Genomic DNA, 20,756 nt, shown 5'->3' with positions numbered 1-20,756 from the left:
TTGTTAAGAATTTATTTTATTTTAATAAGCAAATCAAACTCAATATTATAAATTTTATAAGTCCGATTGATAAAACCCTTCCAAATCATTTGATTGATTACTATTAAAACAGTCTTTATACTAAATGAAAAGTAAAAAGTGAGGTAATAAAGATGACCGAAGTAAAAGAAACAAATTATAGTTTATTAAGAAAGCAAGTTGCAAGTTTAATTGAAGATGAATCAAATGTCATTGCAATACTCAGTAATGTCTCTGCATTGTTAAATGATAATCTGGACCAAATTAACTGGGTCGGTTTCTATTTAATGGAAAATGGTGAACTCATCTTAGGTCCTTTCCAAGGTCATCCTGCTTGTGTCCATATTGCTGTGGGCAAAGGCGTATGTGGCACTGCAGTTGCTGAAGACAAATCACAATTAGTTGAAGATGTTAATGCATTTCCTGGTCATATTGCATGTGATGCCAACAGTAAATCAGAAGTGGTAGTACCCATACACAAAGATGGTACAGTGATTGGTGTACTAGATATTGATGCACCTATCATTGGTCGATTTACAACAACTGATCAAACCGAATTAGAAGCGATTGTCAAAGTGATTGAACAACAAATTTCATAATCAAACATGCTCAGTATTTAGTTTAAACTAGGATTAACTATTGACAGATTGATATAGCGTGTTAAAATGTACTTTGTGTGAATAAACGAAAATAGCAGTTGTATATTAGTTGGCTCTATGTTGTTCCCGATGCGGGCGTGCCGTGTAACCGTAGCTATAAGGCGAGGACACATAAAACAATATATCCAAGTAAGCATGCAACACTCTTTTTTGTTTTTTCATAACAACAAAAAAGAAAAAGGAGGAGTCTTATTATGGCTCGATTCAGAGGTTCAAGTTGGAAAAAATCTCGTCGTTTAGGTATCTCATTAAGTGGTACTGGTAAAGAATTAGAAAAGCGTCCTTACGCACCAGGTCAACACGGTCCTAACCAACGTAAAAAATTATCAGAATATGGTTTACAATTACGTGAGAAACAAAAATTACGTTACTTATATGGAATGACTGAAAGACAATTCCGTAACACATTCGAAACTGCTGGTAAACAACATGGTGTACACGGTGAAAACTTCATGCAATTATTAGCTGCTCGTTTAGATGCAGTTGTATATGCTTTAGGTTTAGCTCGTACTCGTCGTCAAGCACGTCAATTAGTTAACCACGGTCACGTTGAAGTTGACGGTAAACGTGTAGATATCCCATCTTACACATTAAAACCAGGTCAAGAAATTTCAGTACGTGAAAAATCTCAAAAATTAGATATCATTGCTGAATCAGTTGAAATCAATAACTTTGTACCAGATTACTTAGAATTTGATGCTGACAACTTAAAAGGTAAATATATCCGCGTTCCAGAACGTAGTGAATTACCTGCTGAAATCAACGAACAACTTATCGTTGAGTACTACTCAAGATAATTTCTTTTATCTTGCAAACCCAAGAGCATTCATTTGTTCTTGGGTTTTTTTATCAATCATTGTGCTCCCCTTTCTTCTCTCACTAAATATATTGTTATAGAATCAACCAACCACATTGCAAATCATACATTCTATAATATAATTATTTTATTAAACATTTTACATTTTATAATCATTTCTTTATTCTATAATTAAAGGAGTGATATGCTTGATTATTAGAGCATTAGAAGAAACAGATTTAGAATTTGTCCATCATTTAAATAATGAATACTCTATTATGTCATATTGGTTTGAAGAACCTTACCAATCTTTAAGCGAACTACAATCATTGTACAAGAAACATTTACATGATGAATCAGAAAGACGTTTTATTATCGAAGTCGATAATACACGCATAGGTATTGTTGAATTAGTAGAAATCAACTTTGTTCATAGTAATTGTGAGATACAAATTATTGTTGATCCTGACTTTAGTGGTAAGGGGTATGCTAAAAGCGCCTTTAAAATGGCCATTGATTACGCGTTTTTAGTATTAAATTTACATAAGGTATATTTATATGTTGATATCAATAATGATAAAGCAGTACATATATATCAGTCACAAAACTTTGCTATTGAAGGGACATTATTAGAACACTTCTATACACGCGGTGAATATAGTGATTGTTATATCATGGGCTTATTTAAAAAGAATTGGATCAACCATTTCGACAATGATTTATCACATATCAAATAATTATAAAAAGGTCTAAAACTAGATTATCACTTACGATAATCATATGTTTTAGACCTTTAATTCATTTTACAGTAATTCAGGATTATCAGAAACTAAACCTTGAAGTGGATAACGTAAAAGTTTCTCAGCTTTATAGGTATCATTTACTGTGTATGCATAAACATTTAAATCATACCGATGCGCCTTATGGATAAAATGTTTTGACACAACAGATTGGTGTGCATTTACAAAGGAAGCATATTCTGAAATCTTTTTAAATCGAGGCTTTTTGTACCAATGCTTCTTACGATTAATCAACACCCCTAGTTTATATGGCACGTCTTTAGCGGCGAGCGCTTTAATAAACTTCTTATTAAAGGACTGTATCGATATTTTATTACTGTCTATATTCCACTGTTGCAATTTATTGATTAATATATTTTCAATATCAAGATATTGTTGCGGTTGCTTTACTTCTATCATTAACCCCTTGGATGACCGTGCAATAAGTTCTAATACATCATCTAATACTAACAACTTTTGATTTGCATATTTGATTTCTTTCCAAAAACCGTAATCATATTGTTGTAATTCTTCTAAAGTATTATTTTTTATTTTCGCCGTACCATTCGATGTACGATCGATGGAAGGATCATGAATCACAACTAATTGATCATCTATTGTTTTATGTATATCAATTTCTAATATATCCACTTCATTTGATTCTAGTGCTGCTTCAAATGCAATACGCGTATTTTCTGGGTATTGCGTCGATAATCCCCTATGCGCAATGAGTTTAATGTCATCCAAACTTCTCGGTTTTTGATCGGTCATTGTAAAGCGCCTCTCTTCCTTTATTTCATATTATAATCTAAACTATAAATTAACACATTTAAACTGGAGGTCAATTATAATGGTAAAGCATGATTTTAACGTCACAACTCACTGGTCAGGTGGACGTGAGTCTGTTGGTGATCTTAATGGAGATGTATTAACAGAACAAATATCAATACCTGCTGGCTTAGGTGGTAACGGAACAGGGACAAATCCAGACGAATTACTAGTTTCTGCTGCTGCATCTTGTTACATTATTTCACTTGCTGCGGTATTAGAACGCGCAGGCTTTGAGTCAATTGAAATCGAACAATTTTCAAGTGGGACTGCCCTATTCGAAAATTCAAAATTTAAAATGGATACAATAACTCATTACCCTATTATTAGTGTTAAATCTACGCAAAAAGAACAATTAGCAAAGAAATTAGATAAATTATTAAAAATTGCTGATAATAATTGTATGATTTCGAATTCAATTCGCGGCAACGTTAACGTAAAAATACAACCTAAAATAAAATAATTTAAATTTTTTTATTTTCGATATAGAAATTGAATACAAAAGCAATGTATGCCCTTACATTACTTTTGTATTTTGTTAATTTTCAAAAAATTGTAATTTTTAGACTTTTATATTGTCTGAAAATTTGCTAAACTTATTAAATCTTACTCAATGGGGGAATTACAATATGAAATACTATCATCCTTTGTTATTAACGCCCGGCCCAACACCTGTACCGGACCAAATATTACATGCAACACAATTACCAATGGTCGGCCATCGATCTAGTGATTTTGAAACAATTGCCGAAGAAGCTTTTCGAGCATTGAAACCCGTTTTTGGTTCAGAAAATGAGGTAATGATATTAACATCAAGTGGTACAAGTTCTTTAGAAGCAAGTATGTTAAATTTAGCTAATCCAGAAGACGATATCGTAATTATTGTATCTGGTGCTTTTGGTAACCGCTTTAAACAAATTGCAGAGACTTATTATGAAAACGTACATATTTTTGAAGTTGAATGGGGTAAAGCAGTAAATGTTCCAGATTTCATTGACTTCTTAAAATCTTTAAACAGAGATATTACAGCTGTATTCAGTCAATATTGTGAGACTTCAACTGCAGTATTACATCCAGTAAATGAATTAGGTCATGCCTTAAAAGACTTTGATGAATCTATTTATTTCGTTGTAGATGGCGTAAGTTGTATCGGCGCTGTTGATGTTGATTTAAAACGTGATCAAATTGATGTCCTAATTTCAGGAAGTCAAAAAGCAATCATGTTACCCCCTGGTCTAGCATTTGTAGCTTATAACAATCGAGCCAAAGCAAGATTTGCAGAAGTTACTACGCCTAGATTTTATTTAGATTTAAATAAATATTTAAAATCTCAAGCTGATAATTCAACACCGTTCACACCTAACGTAGCTTTATTTAGAGGTGTAACTGCATATGCTCAATTAATCGAAGAAGAAGGTTTAGATCAAGTTGTCGCACGTCATTATGCTATTAGAGATGGATTAAGAGCAGCGCTTAAAGCATTAGATTTAGATTTACTTGTAGAAGATGCTTATGCGTCACCTACTGTTACAGCATTTGTGCCTAAGACGAAAGATGAATTAAACTTTATTAAAAATGAACTTAAAAATCGCTTCTCTATAACAATTGCTGGCGGACAAGGCCATCTTAAAGGTGAAATTTTAAGAATTGGCCATATGGGTCAAATTTCACCATTTGATATCTTACAAGTCGTTTCTGCACTTGAAATCATCGTATCAGAATTTAGAAATGAAGCGTACATTGGTACAGCAATTACTCAATATATGGAGGTTGTAAAAGCATATGTATAAAATTTTAGTATCTGACCCTATTTCACCTGAAGGTTTAAAAAGTTTAACAGATCATAAAGACTTTGAAGTTGTTACAAATACTGAACTTTCCGAAAGTGAGTTAATTGAAAAAATAGCTGACTTTGAAGGTTTAATCGTTCGTAGCCAAACGCAAGTTACTGCAGATGTTATCGCTGCTGCGCCAAATCTAAAAGTAATTGCAAGAGCTGGTGTTGGTGTCGATAATATTGATATCGATGCTGCTACTAAGCATGGTGTTATCGTTATTAATGCACCAGATGGTAATACAATTTCTGCTACAGAGCATTCTATGGCAATGATTTTATCAATGGCCAGAAATGTTCCACAAGCGCATAAGTCTTTAAAAGAAGGTAAATGGGATCGTAAGACATATCGCGGTACTGAATTATACAATAAAGTATTAGGTGTCGTTGGTGCTGGACGTATTGGTTTAGGTGTTGCTAAACGTGCGCAAAGTTTTGGCATGAAAATTTTAGCTTTTGATCCATATCTTTCTGAAGATAAAGCAAAAGAACTCAATGTTATTCGAGCTACTGTAGACGAAATTGCTGAACAAGCTGATTTCGTAACTGTTCATACACCGCTTACCCCTAAAACTAAAGGTATTGTAGGAGAAGCATTCTTCGCTAAAGCCAAACCAACATTACAAATTATTAATGTGGCACGTGGTGGTATTATTGATGAAGAAGCATTACTTAATGCACTGAACGAAGATAGAATTCAAGCAGCAGCACTAGATGTGTTTGAAACTGAGCCTGCAACTGAATCACCATTAGTTAAACATGATAAAGTTGTCGTTACACCTCATTTAGGTGCTTCAACTGTTGAAGCACAAGAGAAAGTTGCCGTTTCAGTAGCGAATGAAATTGTCGATATTTTCGAAAATGGTAATGTATTGAATGCAATCAATGCGCCAAGAATGACTTACAATGAAATTAATGAAGAATTAAAACCATATATAGAATTAAGTAAACTAACAGGTGAAGTAGGTATTCAATTATTAGAAAAAGCGCCTCGCGAATTGCACATTAAATACGAAGGTGATTTAGCACTTGATGATACGAGCTTAATTACACGTACACTTGTTTCAGGTGTTTTACGTCAAGATTTAGGTGAACGTGTTAACCTAATCAATGCGCTTGTATTATTGAATGAACAAGGTGTTTCATATAATATTGAAAAGAATACCAAACATCGTGGTTTCAGTAACTATATCGAGTTAACTTTAATCAATAAGGATACACAAATTAAAATTGGTGCCACTGTACTCAATGGTTATGGCCCACGTATTGTGCGAATTAATGATTATCCAGTTGACTTTAAACCGGAACAACACCAACTTGTTATCAATCATACAGATAAACCAGGTATTGTTGGGCGTACGGGTCAAATTCTTGGTGAGTTTGATATTAACATTGCATCGATGCACCTTGGTCGAACAAACTTAGGTGGCAATGCATTAATGGTATTATCTATTGACCACCCTGTAAACCAAGATGTTATTGATGCCCTATTCCAAATTGAAGGTTTCAATAACGTACGTAGCGTTGAATTAGATATTCCACAAGATACGAATTATAATATTTAAGTCAAAAACCAAATCATACAGAAATAATATTTTGTAAAAATTTGGCTCATAAATACTAGATTAACAGCCCTCAGATTTTCTGAGGGCTGCTTTTTATTCAATCTTTATTGTCTATCCAAATGAATTCTAAACAATACATCACTTATAATAAGTGAAATTAATTGTAAATTAAAAAACATCCTTTATATCGAACGCATTGCAACGCCTTCAATAAAGGATGTAATATGAGATATTAATCGTTAATCATTGTTAGTAATTGTAATTATTTATAATAAAATATTTCTAATTTCTCCGACATGATCAACTATATATTCTGCACCATAAGATTCTAACTCTTCCCGTGCATTTTGACCTTTTAATCCAGTCAGTGGTCCTATAAATGTTGCACCAATTTTTTTAGCACTTAATAAATCCGCTAAGGAATCCCCTACTACAAATACATCGTCCTTATTTACACGATTCTCTTGATTTGTAGCATAATGTTTATAACGGTCTAACTCATTACCTTCTAAAGTTGCTAAGTAACTAAACGGATTAGGCTTTCCTAGTGGCTTTAAATCTGGATAATGATCTTCAGCGATTAGCACTTCACTTGCTGTAACTATATGTTGTTCTTCAAACAATGCTTTAATTCCAAGTGTTTCAAATGGAACAATCGTTTCAGTTCGTGGTCTCCCTGTTGCGATTGCAATATGATAGCCTGCATTTTTTAAATCTTCAAGTAATGATTTAATTTCAGCAACTGGTCTTAATACGACTTCATCATATATATAGCCATTTTTAAAGTTCGAACGCTTTGGTTTCTTTTCAACTTCCTCAAATAATTTATAACCTAAATACCATTCTTGGTAAATCTCTTGTGCAAATGTCCAAAACGCACTTTTCAATTCAAATAATTCCGTTTCAGTTGTGTTTAAATGTTCACTTGCATATGTAACTAATGATTTATAGATATTGTCCTTTCCAGAACTCACACCATCTAAAAATGCTAAAGGTGCAGAAAAATCAAGTGTTACATTTGAGATATGTTCACCGACAAATGCCAAAGTATTTTGATTAAATTGTTTAGGGTTTAATACGTCCGATAGCTGGTCATTTGATAATCCCTGACACAATTTTATAAAATGAATCGCTACAACAATAAATAACATATCCCAATTAGAGTTAAGTCCTAACGACTTTAATTTAGTTAATATTTCATCATTGTAAAAAACAATATTTCTTATTTCAGTGATTTGACTATCAGTTAATCCTTCAAATTGTACCGATGGATCTAAACCTATGTAATCTTTACTCATCAACATTTCATAAACTGTTAATGCTGATACATCAAAACACCTTTCTTCACTTAAAAATACACCATCTACATCAAATAATACCGACTTCATCCTACCTACTCTCCTTTAATCAGAAAATTCTGATACTAGTATATCGTACTATTTACATATAAAAAGCGCAAATGTATTTCTTGAATTTATTCAAATTTTTATGGAAATTTGAATACTTTGCAATTTAGCAGAGTGCATTTTCATTAAAGCTTATAAAAATAAAAATTATAACAACTTTAATGTAGCATAAAGTACCTATCTTGCTTTGATTTTGTCGACTATGTGGATAATTCTATTAACTATTAAGCATGCGTATGAGTGAACGATTAAACTTCTAACTAATTATTATCAATTTTTTAAATAATTCAAAATAAAAAACTGACGTCAAAATAAACATTCATTTGACGTCAGACTTTGTATAACTATTTACTTTCTAATTGTGATTCTATTTCATCAGCTACTTGCTGTACTTGAGTACCGATGATGACTTGTGTATTATGTTTACCACTTTGAGTCACACCTACAGCACCTGCATGTTTAATTTTCGTCTCATCGACTAAAGTATTATCATGTAATTCCATACGTAAACGAGTAGCACAATTGGTTAAGGTCATGATATTTTCTTTGCCACCTAAACCACTCAGAATATCACTTGCTATCTTAGTATACTTATTCGTTGTCACAGTACTCGTTTCACTTGAGTCATCGCTGTGCTCAACATCACCTGTTGTTGCTTCGTCTGATGTAGGGTCAGGCAATAAGTTATCACCTCTACCAGGTGTATTTAATTTTAATACCTTAATCGCAAATCTAAATATTACATAATACAATACAAAGAATACAAGGCCTTGTACAATTAACATATATGGATGATTTGCCACTGGATTAATTAACGATAACACATAGTCAATTAAACCTGCACTAAATGCAAATCCAGCAGTCCAATGGAATAAAGCGGCAATAAACATTGATAAACCTGTTAAAAAGGCATGAATGACAAATAGTATTGGCGCTACAAACATAAATGCAAATTCAATTGGTTCTGTTACACCTACAAAGAATGCTGAAATAGATCCAGCTAACATTAAACCATAGACACGTTTCTTTTGCTTTGATTCTGCTGTATGATACATTGCCAACGCTGCACCAGGAATACCAAACATCATTACCGGGAAGAAACCTGCCATGTATCGACCCGTCACACCATGTACTGCACCGTCTCCTGTTTGGAATTTGGCAATATCATTGATACCTGCAAGGTCAAACCAAAATACTGCATTCAATGCATGATGTAATCCTGTTGGGATTAATAATCTATTAAAGAAACCATATAAGAATGCGCCAAATGGTCCAAGGTTAATAATCCATGTTCCAAATGCTACGATAAGTGAGAAGATAAATGGCCAAACGAACAACATTATCACAGCTAGTATAATACTGAAGAATGCTGTTAATATTGGAACTAAACGCTTACCACTAAAGAATGATAAAGCCGCTGGAAGTTCTGTTTTACTAAATTTGTTATACGTATAAGCAGCAATCAAACCTACAATCAATCCAATAAATACGTTTTGATTATTCATTTGTTCAAATGCACTATCAACTGCAGATTGCTTTACTCCTAATAACGGTGCCAATTTCTCAGGACTCAAAACAACTGTAGTTAAGAAGAAGCCCACAGCCGCAGCTAATGCGACAGCACCATCATTTTTCTTTGCCATTCCCAATGCAACACCTATTGCAAACAAGATTCCTAACTGCTCTAATATTGTCGAACCGGCGCTTGAGAAAAATTTCGCCACTGTTGGCAACAGTCCCATTGCAGTAAGCGCATTACCGATCCCCACAATAATTGCAGCAGCAGGTAATACTGCTACCGGTAGCATCAATGACCTACCTAAGCGTTGAAAGAAACTAAACATATTCATTCCCCATTTCAGTTTAAATTTCAAAAAAATAAACACCACGCGCACAATTAGCCCACATGGTGTTTATATACGTTCAACTTATAGTTATTGTACAGTAATATAATAACATAAATTTTTAAGTTATCGGATTTTATTATCAATTTTTTTAGCTAATAAAAATATTTTTTATTTATTAGCTACATATGCATCCAACTCTTGCTGTAATTGTCTTGTAGCTTTTTCTAATTCTGTAGTTAAATAGTCTAATTTTTCATTACGTTTCATATCTTTTGGTAAGTGCTTTGTTTCGATAGGTTGACCAAACTTAATCACCGCTTGTCCAGTAATCAAACCTTTAATTTCACTCGGACCTATATACGCTGCTGGTAAGATAGGTGCTTGTGCCATCATCGCAATTGTAACTGCACCACGCTTTAATGGTTCACCTTCAGCATATTTTTTACGTGAGCCAGTAGGAAATATACCGACTGTTTTATTTTGTTTTAATAAATTAATTGGTTTTTTAAGTGTACTCGGTCCTGGGTTTTCTCTATCTACAGGAAACGCATTTAATGAAGATAAAAATCTACCAAACCATTTATTCTTGAATAACTCTTTTTTAGCCATGTAATGGATTTGGTTAGGATGTATTGCCATGCCTAACATAATGACTTCGTTATAACTTTCATGTGTACATGTTACGACATACCTATGTAATTGTGGTATATTTTCACGACCTTGAACTTCTAAACTATTGCTTAATTTCACAATAATTAATTTCAAGAGACCACTGATAAATTTATACATTTCTCCACCTACTTTTTATTTGCTATTTATCACCTACTGATTTTATCACTTAGTTTAAACACGTACAAGCTAATTTGTAATTCAGTCTAAAGTATGAAGTGAATTTACTAGCAAATCATTGCAAAACCTTTCATAATAGAGTATGTGAATGGATTGGAGGTAACATATGTCAGATAATAATAATGATAATAACCCAAGAAGCGAACACACTTTTAAACAAACGCAACAAGATTCGAACGGCTCTTATCATAAAGCATCGAACCCACGTTCATACAATAAACCAAGATTCCCTTGGTTTAAGACCATTGTCGTGGCACTTGTCGCAGGTGTCTTAGGTGCACTCATTGTTCTTGGGATAGGTAAATTTATGGACCGCACAATATTAAACGATGACGGTTCAAATGTCCAAGAATCATCAAGTAGTCGTGGTGGAAATACCTTAGATGGTAAAAGTGACAAATATGATTCCGTAAATCAAATGATAACAGACGTTTCACCCGCCATTGTCGGTGTCATTAATATGCAAAAGGCTCAAAGTCTTGATGATTTATTAAAAGGAAAGTCTTCCAAATCAGAAGAAGCTGGTGTTGGTTCTGGTGTAATCTATCAAAAAAGTAATGGCTCTGCCTATATTGTGACTAATAACCATGTTATTGATGGCGCAAGCAATATCAAGGTACAACTACATAACTCTAAGCAGGTTGACGCTAAATTAATCGGCAAAGACGCACTTACAGATATAGCAGTATTAAAAATTGATGACGTTAAGGGAACAAAAGCGATTCAATTTGCTAATTCTTCAAAAGTAAAAACTGGAGATAGTGTATTTGCTATGGGGAATCCATTAGGTTTAGAGTTTGCAAACTCAGTCACTTCTGGAATAATCTCTGCAAGTGAGCGTACAATCGATACACAAACATCAGCAGGCACAAACAAAGTCAATGTATTACAAACAGATGCTGCCATTAATCCTGGAAACTCTGGTGGTGCACTTGTTGATATCAATGGTAATTTAGTCGGTATCAACTCGATGAAAATTGCTAACGAACAAGTCGAAGGTATTGGCTTTGCAATTCCTAGTAACGAAGTTAAGGTTACGATCAAAGAATTAGTTAAAAATGGTAAAATAGAGCGCCCATCAATTGGTATTGGCTTATTAAACCTAAGCGAGATTCCGGAACAATACAAAGAACAATTAAACACCAAACGTTCCGAAGGTGTCTATATCGCTAAAGTTGATGACGACAATGGTTTGAAAAAAGGAGATATTATCACTGCTATTGATAATAAATCCGTCAAAGAAGATACCGATGTCAGATCCTATTTATATCAAAATAAAAAACCTGGCGATTCTGTGACATTAACAATTGAAAGAGACGGTAAAGAAAAATCAATCGATGTTAAACTTAAAGAACAAAAATCACAAACAACTCAATCTTCAGATGATACAGAATCCAATCGTGAAAGTGGATCAAGTATTTTTGAATAAATACTAACCACATTCAATATTATTCAGTTATTAAATTAATTATCCATTCAAATAAGCGGTCAACCAATACTATCGACGATTGGTTGACCGCTTTTAAAGTTTAAAAAATTATTGGTAATTCACCATAAAGTATTTCTTTTTACCACGGCGAATAATTGTAAATTCATTTTCTATTTTATCAGCTACTGTTAATTCATACGCAGTGTCTTGCTGTCTTATGCCATTAATATAGATTGCACCATTATTAACATCTTCACGTGCTTGACGTTTAGAGCTTGAAATACCAGCTTCAACTATCGCATCTACAATATTTGTTGTAGTGTTGCTTAGTGTTACCTGTGGTACATCCTTAAACCCTTCTTTTAATTCTTTTGCAGATAATGATTGTAAATCACCTGAGAACAATGCTTGTGAAATGCGAATTGCATCGTTTAATGCATCTTGCCCATGAATAAAGCGTGTTACATTTTCAGCTAAAGCTTTTTGAGCTTCTCTTAAATGAGGTGCTTCTGCAAGTGATTGTTCTAATTTTTCAATTTCCTCTTGCGTTAAGAATGTGAAGTACTTCAAGAATTTGATAACATCATCATCTGTAGTATTTATCCAGAATTGATAAAATTCATATGGGCTCGTCTTCTCTGGGTCTAACCATACTGCGCCGCCTTCTGTCTTACCGAATTTTTTACCATCTGATTTTACCACTAATGGAATTGTTAAACCATAAGCTTCTGTTTGGCCATACATACGACGCATTAATTCTATTCCGCTAGTAATATTTCCCCATTGATCAGATCCACCAACTTGTACTTTACAGTTATAAGTTCGATTTAAATGACCAAAATCAATGGCCTGCAAAATCGTATAAGTGAATTCAGTATATGATATACCATGTTCTAAACGTGTTTGAATTGAATCTTTACCTAACATGTAGTTAACCCCCACATGTTTACCATAATCTCTTAAGAAATCAATCAATGAGATTTGACCGAGCCAATCTTTATTATTAACTAATTTTGCTCCCTGCTCTGTATCAAATTCAAATATTTTATGCATCTGTTTGCTGATACCTGCAACATTTAATTCAACTTGTTCTTCTGTTTGTAAAGTTCTTTCTTCAGATTTACCAGATGGATCTCCAATCATACCAGTACCGCCACCAATAAGGACAAGTGGACGGTGTCCATGTTCTTGGAATCGGCGTAATGTTAAGAAAGGTAGTAAATGACCGATGTGTAAACTATCAGCCGTTGGGTCTGCTCCACAATATAATGTAACTTGCTCCTTATTCAGTAACGTTTCGATGCCACTTTCATCTGTTTGCTGATAGATTAAGCCTCTCCAAGTTAAATCATCAATTAATGCATTTGCCATTTAAACAACCTCCTATTTATTTATGATATTGGTTTAGAATTTAGATAGTTTTCTACTTGTACATGTTAAAAATAAAAATAAAAACGCCCTTACAAATTAATGTAAGGGCGCAATTGCACGGTACCACCATACTTAAGTCAAACAACTTTATTAATGATACGTTCATTAACTTAAACGTTTGGATTACATTCTTAATTAGGTGTATTCATATAACGTACAACATTAGTTCGCAGCGACCACTAATTCTCTGAAGATGTATCCTTATACTACTTGTCCTAAATCCAAAAACCATATCGAATTGATACTAATTATAATTAACTCTATTTTAAAAGTCAATATGTTAAATTATGTTATAATATTGCATAACAAGGAGGTACAAAATGAAATACAAAACCTATGAAACGAGTCAACATTATCTTACATCACAACCACAACTCAATCGTTTTGAATCTATTTACAAAAAAATAAAGCGTTTTTTCATAGGTCTGTTTAGTATTTTTACTTGTACCTTTATTATTATGTTGGCAATATTTGTATTTTATTTCCAACATTTAACACAAGAGTCCATTCATATGTCGGATAATAAATTACGTACAGAACTATTGACGATTAACGGAACTGAAGATATCGATTATCATAGTAAACATATACTTTATGAATATAGTCATTCACAAAATCCATTAATTGTCGGTCCCAATGAGGTAAATCATAATATTATAAAAGCATTAACCTCATCAGAGGATAGTTTATATTTTAAGCATAACGGCATTTTACCGAAAGCAATTTTACGGGCAATCGGTCAAGATATCTTTAATATGGACAATTCTACAGGTGGCAGTACCATCACACAACAATTAGTTAAAAATCAAGTACTCTCTAATGAAAAAACATACAGTCGTAAAGCAAACGAATTAATCTTAGCATTGCGTGCAGAAAAAGTGTTAACCAAAGATGAAATTCTCTATACTTATCTCAATATTGTTCCATTTGGTAGAGATAGTCATGGTGCCAATATTACTGGAATAGCCTCTGCTTCGTATAGTGTCTTTGGTAAATCTTCTGCAAACCTAAATGTTGCTGAGGCAGCTTATTTAGTTGGTATGCTACAAAGCCCTTACTTCTATACGCCATACAAAATTGATGGCACTTTAAAAAATGATCAACAAATTCAAATTGGACTAAACAGACAGCATTATGTATTAAAGCGAATGTTAGTAGAAGGTAAAATAGATAAAAAAACATTTACTGCAGCTGAACATTTCGATATTAAAGCTCATCTCATAACAAAATAAAGCGAGTCGCCTATTAAGAACGACTCGCTTTTAATCTTTATTAGAGCAATCCTACCGCACGTCCATCATCAGTTACATCCATATTCAGTGCTGCAGGTTGCTTTGGTAAACCTGGCATCGTCATTATTGCACCTGTCAACGCAACAATAAACCCAGCACCTGTTTTTGCTTCTAATTCACGAATTGTAATTTCAAACCCTTCTGGCGCACCTAGTTGAGTAGCATCATCAGAGAATGAATATTGTGTTTTCGCCATACAAATTGGATAATGATCCCAACCATTTTGTTTGAATTGTTTTAGTTGCTTTTCTGCTTTTGCAGAAAATGTAACCTTCGCACCGCCATAAATTTCTGTAACAATTGTTTTTATTTTATCTTCTAATGGCTGTTCTAAATCATATAAATGCTTAAAGGATTGTGGTTGATCAATGATTTCTAATACTTCTTTCGCTAAATCTGTACCACCTTTGCCACCTTTTTCCCATACTTCAGTCAATGCCAATCTCACATTATTTGTCTGTGCCCAATTTTTTACAAATTCTATTTCTTGATCAGTATCATGTATAAACGCATTCAAGGCAACTACTGGTTCTAAACCATATTTTCGAACATTATTAACATGTCTTTCGAGGTTCACAATTCCTTGTTGTAAAGCTTCGATATTTTCTTCTTTTAAATTATCTTTCGCCACGCCACCATGCATCTTAATAGCACGAATTGTTGCTACAACAACAACTGCTTCTGGTTCAAATCCTGCTTCACGCGCTTTGATATCTATAAATTTTTCAGCTCCTAAATCTGAACCAAAACCAGCTTCAGTCACCACGATATCTGCTAAGTCACGTGCTGTCTCTGTAGCTAATATAGAGTTACAACCATGTGCAATATTAGCAAATGGACCACCATGGACAAGTGCTGGCGTACCTTCAATTGTTTGTACGAGATTAGGTTTAATCGCATCCTTTAAAATCATTGCAAGTGCACCTTCAACCTTTAAATCTGCAACTGTTACTGGCTGACGTTCTCTTGTATATCCTATTGTAATTTTACTGATTTTATTCTTTAAATCTGTGATATCAGTAGCAAGACAAAGGATAGCCATTATTTCAGAGGCTACAGTTATATTGAAACCATCTTCACGTGGGACACCTTGTGTAGGGCCACCTAATCCGACAATAACATTACGTAAAGCACGATCATTCATATCAAGTACACGTTTCCATTCTATACGTCGCTGATCTATACCTAATTCATTACCTTGATGTAAATGGTTATCTATAAATGCTGACAATGCATTGTTAGCTGTCGTAATAGCATGGAAATCACCATTAAAATGTAAGTTTATATCTTCCATAGGTAATACTTGAGCATAGCCACCACCAGTAGCCCCACCTTTAATACCAAATGTTGGCCCCAAAGCTGGCTCTCTTAAGGCAACCATTACATTTTTATTTAATTGGTTAAATGCATCTGCTAATCCAACTGTAACTGTTGATTTCCCTTCCCCAGCAGGTGTTGGACTCATTGCTGTAACCAATACGACCTTCCCTTTTTGTTTATTCTTTCTAATTTTATTAATATCAATTTTCGCTTTATAGTGACCGTATGGTTCTAATGCATCGCTTGGTATACCTGCTTTATCAGCAATATCTCCTATAGGTTGTAATGTTGCTTGATTAGCAATTTCTAAATCTGATAAATGTGCCAAATTCATTCGCCCCTTTAAATATTAATTTCACTTTTTGTGCATTGATTAAAGTAACTGATGTATATTTAAGTCCTTATATACTTATATTAACCAACTTAAGAAATATTGTCGACAATTATAGATAGCGCTTTCAATTTTGTGCGCTATAAAATTATAAAATAGCATGTTTATATTTTTTTAAAACTAACCGAAACACAGTAGAAATATATTTTAATTGAACTAATAATCTTAACTTAAATTCGTAATATCTTAATTTTAGAGCACTTCATTTCATCAAGTTTAACGATTATATTTTAAAGTAACTATTTATAATAAATTCAAAGATTAACATGAAAAAAACACCAATTTCTAAAAATTATGTTAGAAATTGGCGCTTTTTGTTTAATTTATATTATTATTTTTCTTGTCGTAATAACAAAATAATATGCATTTTGATATAGAAATATGAAAAATCAATTGTTGTATATTGATGATTTTTGACTAACGTAGTTGTGATAACAATGTACTACTTATCAAAAGCACACATCACGTTTATTGTATTTAAAAATTTAATAATTAAACTCTTTTTACAGGTTAGCCTTTAGTCTTCCATTGTACTTAAATCACCTTCTGGTAAATCTAACTCCCAGGCTTTTAATACACGTCTCATTATTTTACCTGAACGCGTTTTAGGTAATTTATCCTTAAAGTCAATTTCTCTAGGTGCAGCATGCGCAGCCAAACCTTCTTTAACAAATTTACGGATATCTTCCTTCAATTCATCTGTCGGTTCATATCCAGGTCGTAATGCGACAAATGCTTTAATAATTTCACCTCTTATTGGATCTGGTTTTCCAATCACACCTGCTTCGGCAACAGCTTCATGTTCAACTAATTTAGATTCCACTTCAAATGGACCAACACGTTCTCCAGCAGTCATAATGACATCATCAACTCGACCTTGGAACCAGAAATACCCATCTTCATCTTGATATGCAGAATCACCTGAAACGTACCAATCGCCAATAAAGTAAGAATCATATTTTTCAGGATTATTCCAAATTGATACCATCATTGATGGCCATCCCTTTTTCATAGCTAAATTACCCATACGATTAGGTGGTAACTCATTACCTTGATCATCAACAATTGCCGCTTCTACGCCTGGCAGTGGTTTACCCATGGAACCTAACTTTAAATCCATAGATGGATAGTTAACAATCATATGTCCACCTGTCTCAGTCATCCACCAAGTATCTAACACACGTTTATTATAAATTTCTTTTGCCCATTTGATTACTTCAGGATTTAAAGGCTCTCCAACTGATAAGATACTCTTCAAGCTTGATAAGTCATATTTCTTAACAATATCATCACCTGCACTCATTAACATTCTTAATGCTGTCGGTGCTGTATACCAAATCGTCACTTTAAATTCTTCAATCATCCCATACCAAGCCTCAGGAGAAAATCTTCCACCCGCAATACAATTTGTCACTCCATTTAGCCAAGGACTAAAGATACCATATGATGTACCAGTTACCCATCCTGGATCGGCAGTACACCAGTAAATATCATCTTCTTGGAAATCTAATACATACTTACCTGAAATATAGTGTTGTAACATTGCTCGTTGTGCATGTAATACACCTTTGGGTTGACCTGTTGAACCTGACGTATAATGTAAGATTAAGCCATCATCTAATGTTAGCCATTCAATATCAAATGTATCGCTTGCAGCTTCAAATTCACTATTGAAATCAACATGTTCAGCATCAACCTCTTCATCTACAACTACGATTGTTTCTAAATGAGGCAATTTATCTTTTGGTATTCTTGGTAATAAAGCATTAGTAGTAACAATCACTTTTGCTTCACTGTTTTCAAGTCTATCAGACACTGCTTTTTCCATAAATGCTTCAAACAATGGTCCAACGATTGCTCCAATTTTCAAAATACCAAATAACGCAAAATATAATTCTGGCGTTCTAGGCATGAATATAAATACACGATCTCCTTTTTCTACATGCGCTTTATCTTTTAATACGTTAGCTGCTTTATTACTATTTTCCTGCATTTCTTTAAACGTATAGCTTTCTTTTCGCTTATCGTCTTTATAATTTAATGCAATTTTATCCGCTTTTCCTTCATCCACATGTTTATCAATACATTCATATGCCATATTAACTTTACCTGTTTCTGACCATGAAAATACCTTTTCAACTTCTTTCCAATCGAAGTTATTATATGTTTGTTCATAATTCTGAAGGTTAAAATTACCGTTATCCCCTTTATATACTTCTACTTTCATTTTAAATCCCCCTTATGAAATCGTTTACTTTAAAAATATTATATCGAACAATTTCCGAATTTTCAAAATAATATGATGTAAGCGAATACATTTTTATGTTATTTTTTTATTTTTTAACATATAATATGAGTAAACGAATTGGGATATATTAAACATATGAAGTAGTTTGGAGTGAGAAAATGAAACATATTAAAACATATCAATACAAAGATTTTAATTTAGATGAAGGCCATTTCGTAATAGAAGGTCCCGTGTCCCACAGTGAACTAAATCAAATGACCTTTGATAATGGTTTGAAGTCTTTCCGCTCACCAGATGAACAGTTTGAGGCAGTCAAGGAAATCAGTGAGTTACCAGAAGGTCGCATATTCGTCTTGAGATTAGACAACCATATCGTTGGTTATGTGACATATCATTATCCTGATCCTCTAGAAAGATGGTCAACTGGTAATTTAGAATACCTCATTGAACTCGGTGCCATTGAAATCAGTTTACCTTACCGACATTTACGTTTAGGTAGCGAATTGATTAAGATTAGCCTAGCTGGTGACGAATATGAAGATTATATTGTATTAACTACTGAGTATTATTGGCATTGGGATTTGAAAAATGCAAAACTTGACGTTTATGAATATAAAAAACTCATGCAAAAATTAATGGGATATGGGGGCCTAGAAATTTTTGCTACAGATGATCCTGAGATTACCAGTCACCCTGCTAATTGTTTAATGGCTAGGATTGGTTCAAGAATTTCAATTGATCAATTACAAGCGTTTGATGATATCAGATATATGAATCGCTTTTTCTTTTAAAGGGGAGAAATTTATGAATAATAAGCAACAACTTACGGGCTATGTCTATTCTAATGATTTATTGCAATATCGCTTTAGTAACAGCCATCCATTTAATCAAATGCGCCTTAAATTAACGACGGAGTTATTAACAGAGCTAGGTTACCTTAAACCCTCTCATATTATCAAGCCACGCATCGCTACAGATGATGAAATCGCACTTATTCATAGCTATGATTATATTCAAGCAATTCGACATGCATCGCACGGAATTCTAAGTGATAGTGAAGCTAAAAAATATGGTCTTGATGGTGATGATACACAACAATTTCGCATGATGCATAAGCATAGCGCTAGAATTGTAGGTGGAGCATTAAATTTAGTTGATCAAGTTATGACAAATCAAATAACTAATGGCTGTCATTTAGGTGGTGGATTACATCATAGTTTACCTGGCAGAGCAAATGGCTTTTGTATCTATAATGATGTTGCTATAGCGATTAAGTATTTAATGAAGTATTATAATCAACGTGTACTTTGTATTGATACAGATGCACATCATGGCGATGGTACACAATGGAGCTTTTACACGAATGACCAAGCTTTAATTTATTCTATTCATGAAACTGGAAAATTCTTATTCCCTGGTTCAGGACATTACACAGAGCGTGGGAATGAAGAAGGATTCGGATATACTGTCAATATGCCATTGGAACCCTACACAGAGGATGAATCATTTATAGAGACATTTAAAGCAACAATAGAACCCGTTGTCGCATCATTTAATCCAGATATTATTATTAGTGTACATGGTGTGGACATACATTATTTGGATCCATTGACACATATGCATTGTACCTTAGATGCACTATACCAAATTCCTTATATTATTAAATCATTAGCTGATACATATACCAATGGAAAGGTTATTATGTTTGGCGGTGGTGGTTATAATATTTGGAAAGTTGTGCCAAGAGCTTGGACACATGTATTTCTAGCTCTTTTAGGAGAAAGTCCATTAACAGGAAATTTGCCTGAAGCGTGGATAAAAAAATGGCAACATTACGCGCCCATAACCTTACCAAATACGTGGCAAGATGAATGCGAAGATTTTCAAGTTATTCCAAGAAAAGATGAAATTAGTGAAATTAATATGAAACGTGCGCAACAAGTACGGAGTTGGTTTATTTAATCATTCACTTCCCTAGCCAATGATTAATCAAATCCAATTGCCACATAAAAAATACCCCCTTATCTTCATTGGTAAAAGGTAATCAACAGATTAGAAGATAGA

17 protein-coding genes are annotated in these 20,756 nt (G+C 33.5%); 10 read left to right on the top strand and 7 right to left on the bottom strand.

Translation table 11 applies throughout. The features are described from left to right. Nucleotides 1-152 precede the first annotated feature (152 nt). The 3 genes from SH09_RS04455 (at nt 153) to SH09_RS04445 (ending at nt 2,210) form a co-directional block, all read left to right on the top strand. On the top strand, nt 153-617 hold the full coding sequence (locus SH09_RS04455) for a GAF domain-containing protein (protein ID WP_042738421.1): 465 nt from the start codon (nt 153-155) through the stop codon (nt 615-617). A 254-nt stretch (nt 618-871) separates the two neighbouring features. Next, entirely contained in the window at nt 872-1,474 is a 603-nt protein-coding gene (gene rpsD, locus SH09_RS04450; protein ID WP_042738420.1) for a 30S ribosomal protein S4, read from the top strand. 208 nt (nt 1,475-1,682) lie between these two features. After that, nucleotides 1,683-2,210 (top strand): GNAT family N-acetyltransferase, encoded by a 528-nt coding sequence (locus tag SH09_RS04445; RefSeq protein WP_042738419.1) that lies wholly within the window; start codon nt 1,683-1,685, stop codon nt 2,208-2,210. A gap of 66 nt (nt 2,211-2,276) precedes the next feature. Here SH09_RS04445 and SH09_RS04440 read toward each other — a convergent pair whose 3' ends face one another. Beyond that, nucleotides 2,277-3,023 carry a glycerophosphodiester phosphodiesterase gene (locus tag SH09_RS04440; RefSeq protein WP_042738418.1) on the bottom strand — a complete coding sequence of 249 codons (747 nt, stop codon included), beginning with the start codon at nt 3,021-3,023 and terminating at the stop codon, nt 2,277-2,279. 79 nt (nt 3,024-3,102) lie between these two features. On the opposite strand from SH09_RS04440, the gene SH09_RS04435 reads away from it, so the two are divergent. From SH09_RS04435 to serA, 3 genes are all read left to right on the top strand, one after another. Next, nucleotides 3,103-3,543 (top strand): SACOL1771 family peroxiredoxin, encoded by a 441-nt coding sequence (locus tag SH09_RS04435; protein WP_042738417.1) that lies wholly within the window; start codon nt 3,103-3,105, stop codon nt 3,541-3,543. Nucleotides 3,544-3,709: 166 nt separating this feature from the next. Beyond that, nucleotides 3,710-4,870, top strand: coding sequence for a pyridoxal-phosphate-dependent aminotransferase family protein (locus SH09_RS04430; protein ID WP_042738416.1), 1,161 nt, complete (start codon nt 3,710-3,712; stop codon nt 4,868-4,870). Continuing rightward, complete coding sequence (gene serA / locus SH09_RS04425; RefSeq protein ID WP_042738415.1) at nt 4,863-6,479, top strand: phosphoglycerate dehydrogenase; 1,617 nt, start codon at nt 4,863-4,865, stop codon at nt 6,477-6,479. Before SH09_RS04430 ends, serA begins: the two co-directional genes overlap by 8 nt. Nucleotides 6,480-6,745: 266 nt before the next feature. Here the strand turns inward: serA and SH09_RS04420 are convergent, their stop codons facing one another. The 3 genes from SH09_RS04420 to SH09_RS04410 form a co-directional block, all read right to left on the bottom strand. Beyond that, nucleotides 6,746-7,867, bottom strand: a complete 1,122-nt coding sequence (locus SH09_RS04420; RefSeq protein WP_042738414.1) for an HAD family hydrolase — start codon at nt 7,865-7,867, stop codon at nt 6,746-6,748. A 362-nt stretch (nt 7,868-8,229) separates the two neighbouring features. Then, complete coding sequence (gene nagE / locus SH09_RS04415; RefSeq protein ID WP_042738413.1) at nt 8,230-9,729, bottom strand: N-acetylglucosamine-specific PTS transporter subunit IIBC; 1,500 nt, start codon at nt 9,727-9,729, stop codon at nt 8,230-8,232. A 171-nt stretch (nt 9,730-9,900) separates the two neighbouring features. After that, a complete protein-coding gene (locus SH09_RS04410) occupies nt 9,901-10,521 on the bottom strand; it encodes a lysophospholipid acyltransferase family protein (protein WP_042738412.1) in 621 nt (206 codons plus the stop codon). A 166-nt stretch (nt 10,522-10,687) separates the two neighbouring features. Here SH09_RS04410 and SH09_RS04405 point away from each other — a divergent pair, with 166 nt between their 5' ends. Beyond that, nucleotides 10,688-12,010, top strand: coding sequence for a S1C family serine protease (locus SH09_RS04405; RefSeq protein ID WP_042738411.1), 1,323 nt, complete (start codon nt 10,688-10,690; stop codon nt 12,008-12,010). Nucleotides 12,011-12,118: 108 nt separating this feature from the next. Here the strand turns inward: SH09_RS04405 and tyrS are convergent, their stop codons facing one another. After that, the gene (gene tyrS, locus SH09_RS04400; RefSeq protein ID WP_042738410.1) at nt 12,119-13,381 is read right to left on the bottom strand and encodes a tyrosine--tRNA ligase; all 1,263 of its coding nucleotides are present in this window, start codon (nt 13,379-13,381) and stop codon (nt 12,119-12,121) included. A 380-nt stretch (nt 13,382-13,761) separates the two neighbouring features. Between tyrS and SH09_RS04395 the strand changes: the two genes are divergently transcribed. Continuing rightward, entirely contained in the window at nt 13,762-14,673 is a 912-nt protein-coding gene (locus SH09_RS04395) for a transglycosylase domain-containing protein (protein WP_042738409.1), read from the top strand. 40 nt (nt 14,674-14,713) lie between these two features. Here the strand turns inward: SH09_RS04395 and SH09_RS04390 are convergent, their stop codons facing one another. Both SH09_RS04390 and acsA read right to left on the bottom strand, forming a co-directional pair. Beyond that, nucleotides 14,714-16,381, bottom strand: a complete 1,668-nt coding sequence (locus tag SH09_RS04390; protein WP_042738408.1) for a formate--tetrahydrofolate ligase — start codon at nt 16,379-16,381, stop codon at nt 14,714-14,716. A gap of 580 nt (nt 16,382-16,961) precedes the next feature. Then, nucleotides 16,962-18,671, bottom strand: coding sequence for an acetate--CoA ligase (gene acsA / locus SH09_RS04385; protein WP_042738407.1), 1,710 nt, complete (start codon nt 18,669-18,671; stop codon nt 16,962-16,964). A 179-nt stretch (nt 18,672-18,850) separates the two neighbouring features. Here acsA and SH09_RS04380 point away from each other — a divergent pair, with 179 nt between their 5' ends. Together SH09_RS04380 and SH09_RS04375 are read left to right on the top strand one after the other, a co-directional pair. Then, nucleotides 18,851-19,483, top strand: a complete 633-nt coding sequence (locus SH09_RS04380) for a GNAT family N-acetyltransferase (protein ID WP_042738406.1) — start codon at nt 18,851-18,853, stop codon at nt 19,481-19,483. Between the two features lie 13 nt (nt 19,484-19,496). Continuing rightward, entirely contained in the window at nt 19,497-20,654 is a 1,158-nt protein-coding gene (locus tag SH09_RS04375) for an acetoin utilization protein AcuC (RefSeq protein WP_042738405.1), read from the top strand. Nucleotides 20,655-20,756 lie beyond the last annotated feature (102 nt).

Origin of the sequence: Staphylococcus gallinarum, assembly GCF_000875895.1 — a bacterium.
In the GTDB taxonomy this organism is placed as follows: Bacteria; Bacillota; Bacilli; order Staphylococcales; family Staphylococcaceae; genus Staphylococcus; species Staphylococcus gallinarum.
Note: the sequence above shows the minus strand (reverse complement) of the source record. Positions and strands in the feature narration are given on the sequence as shown.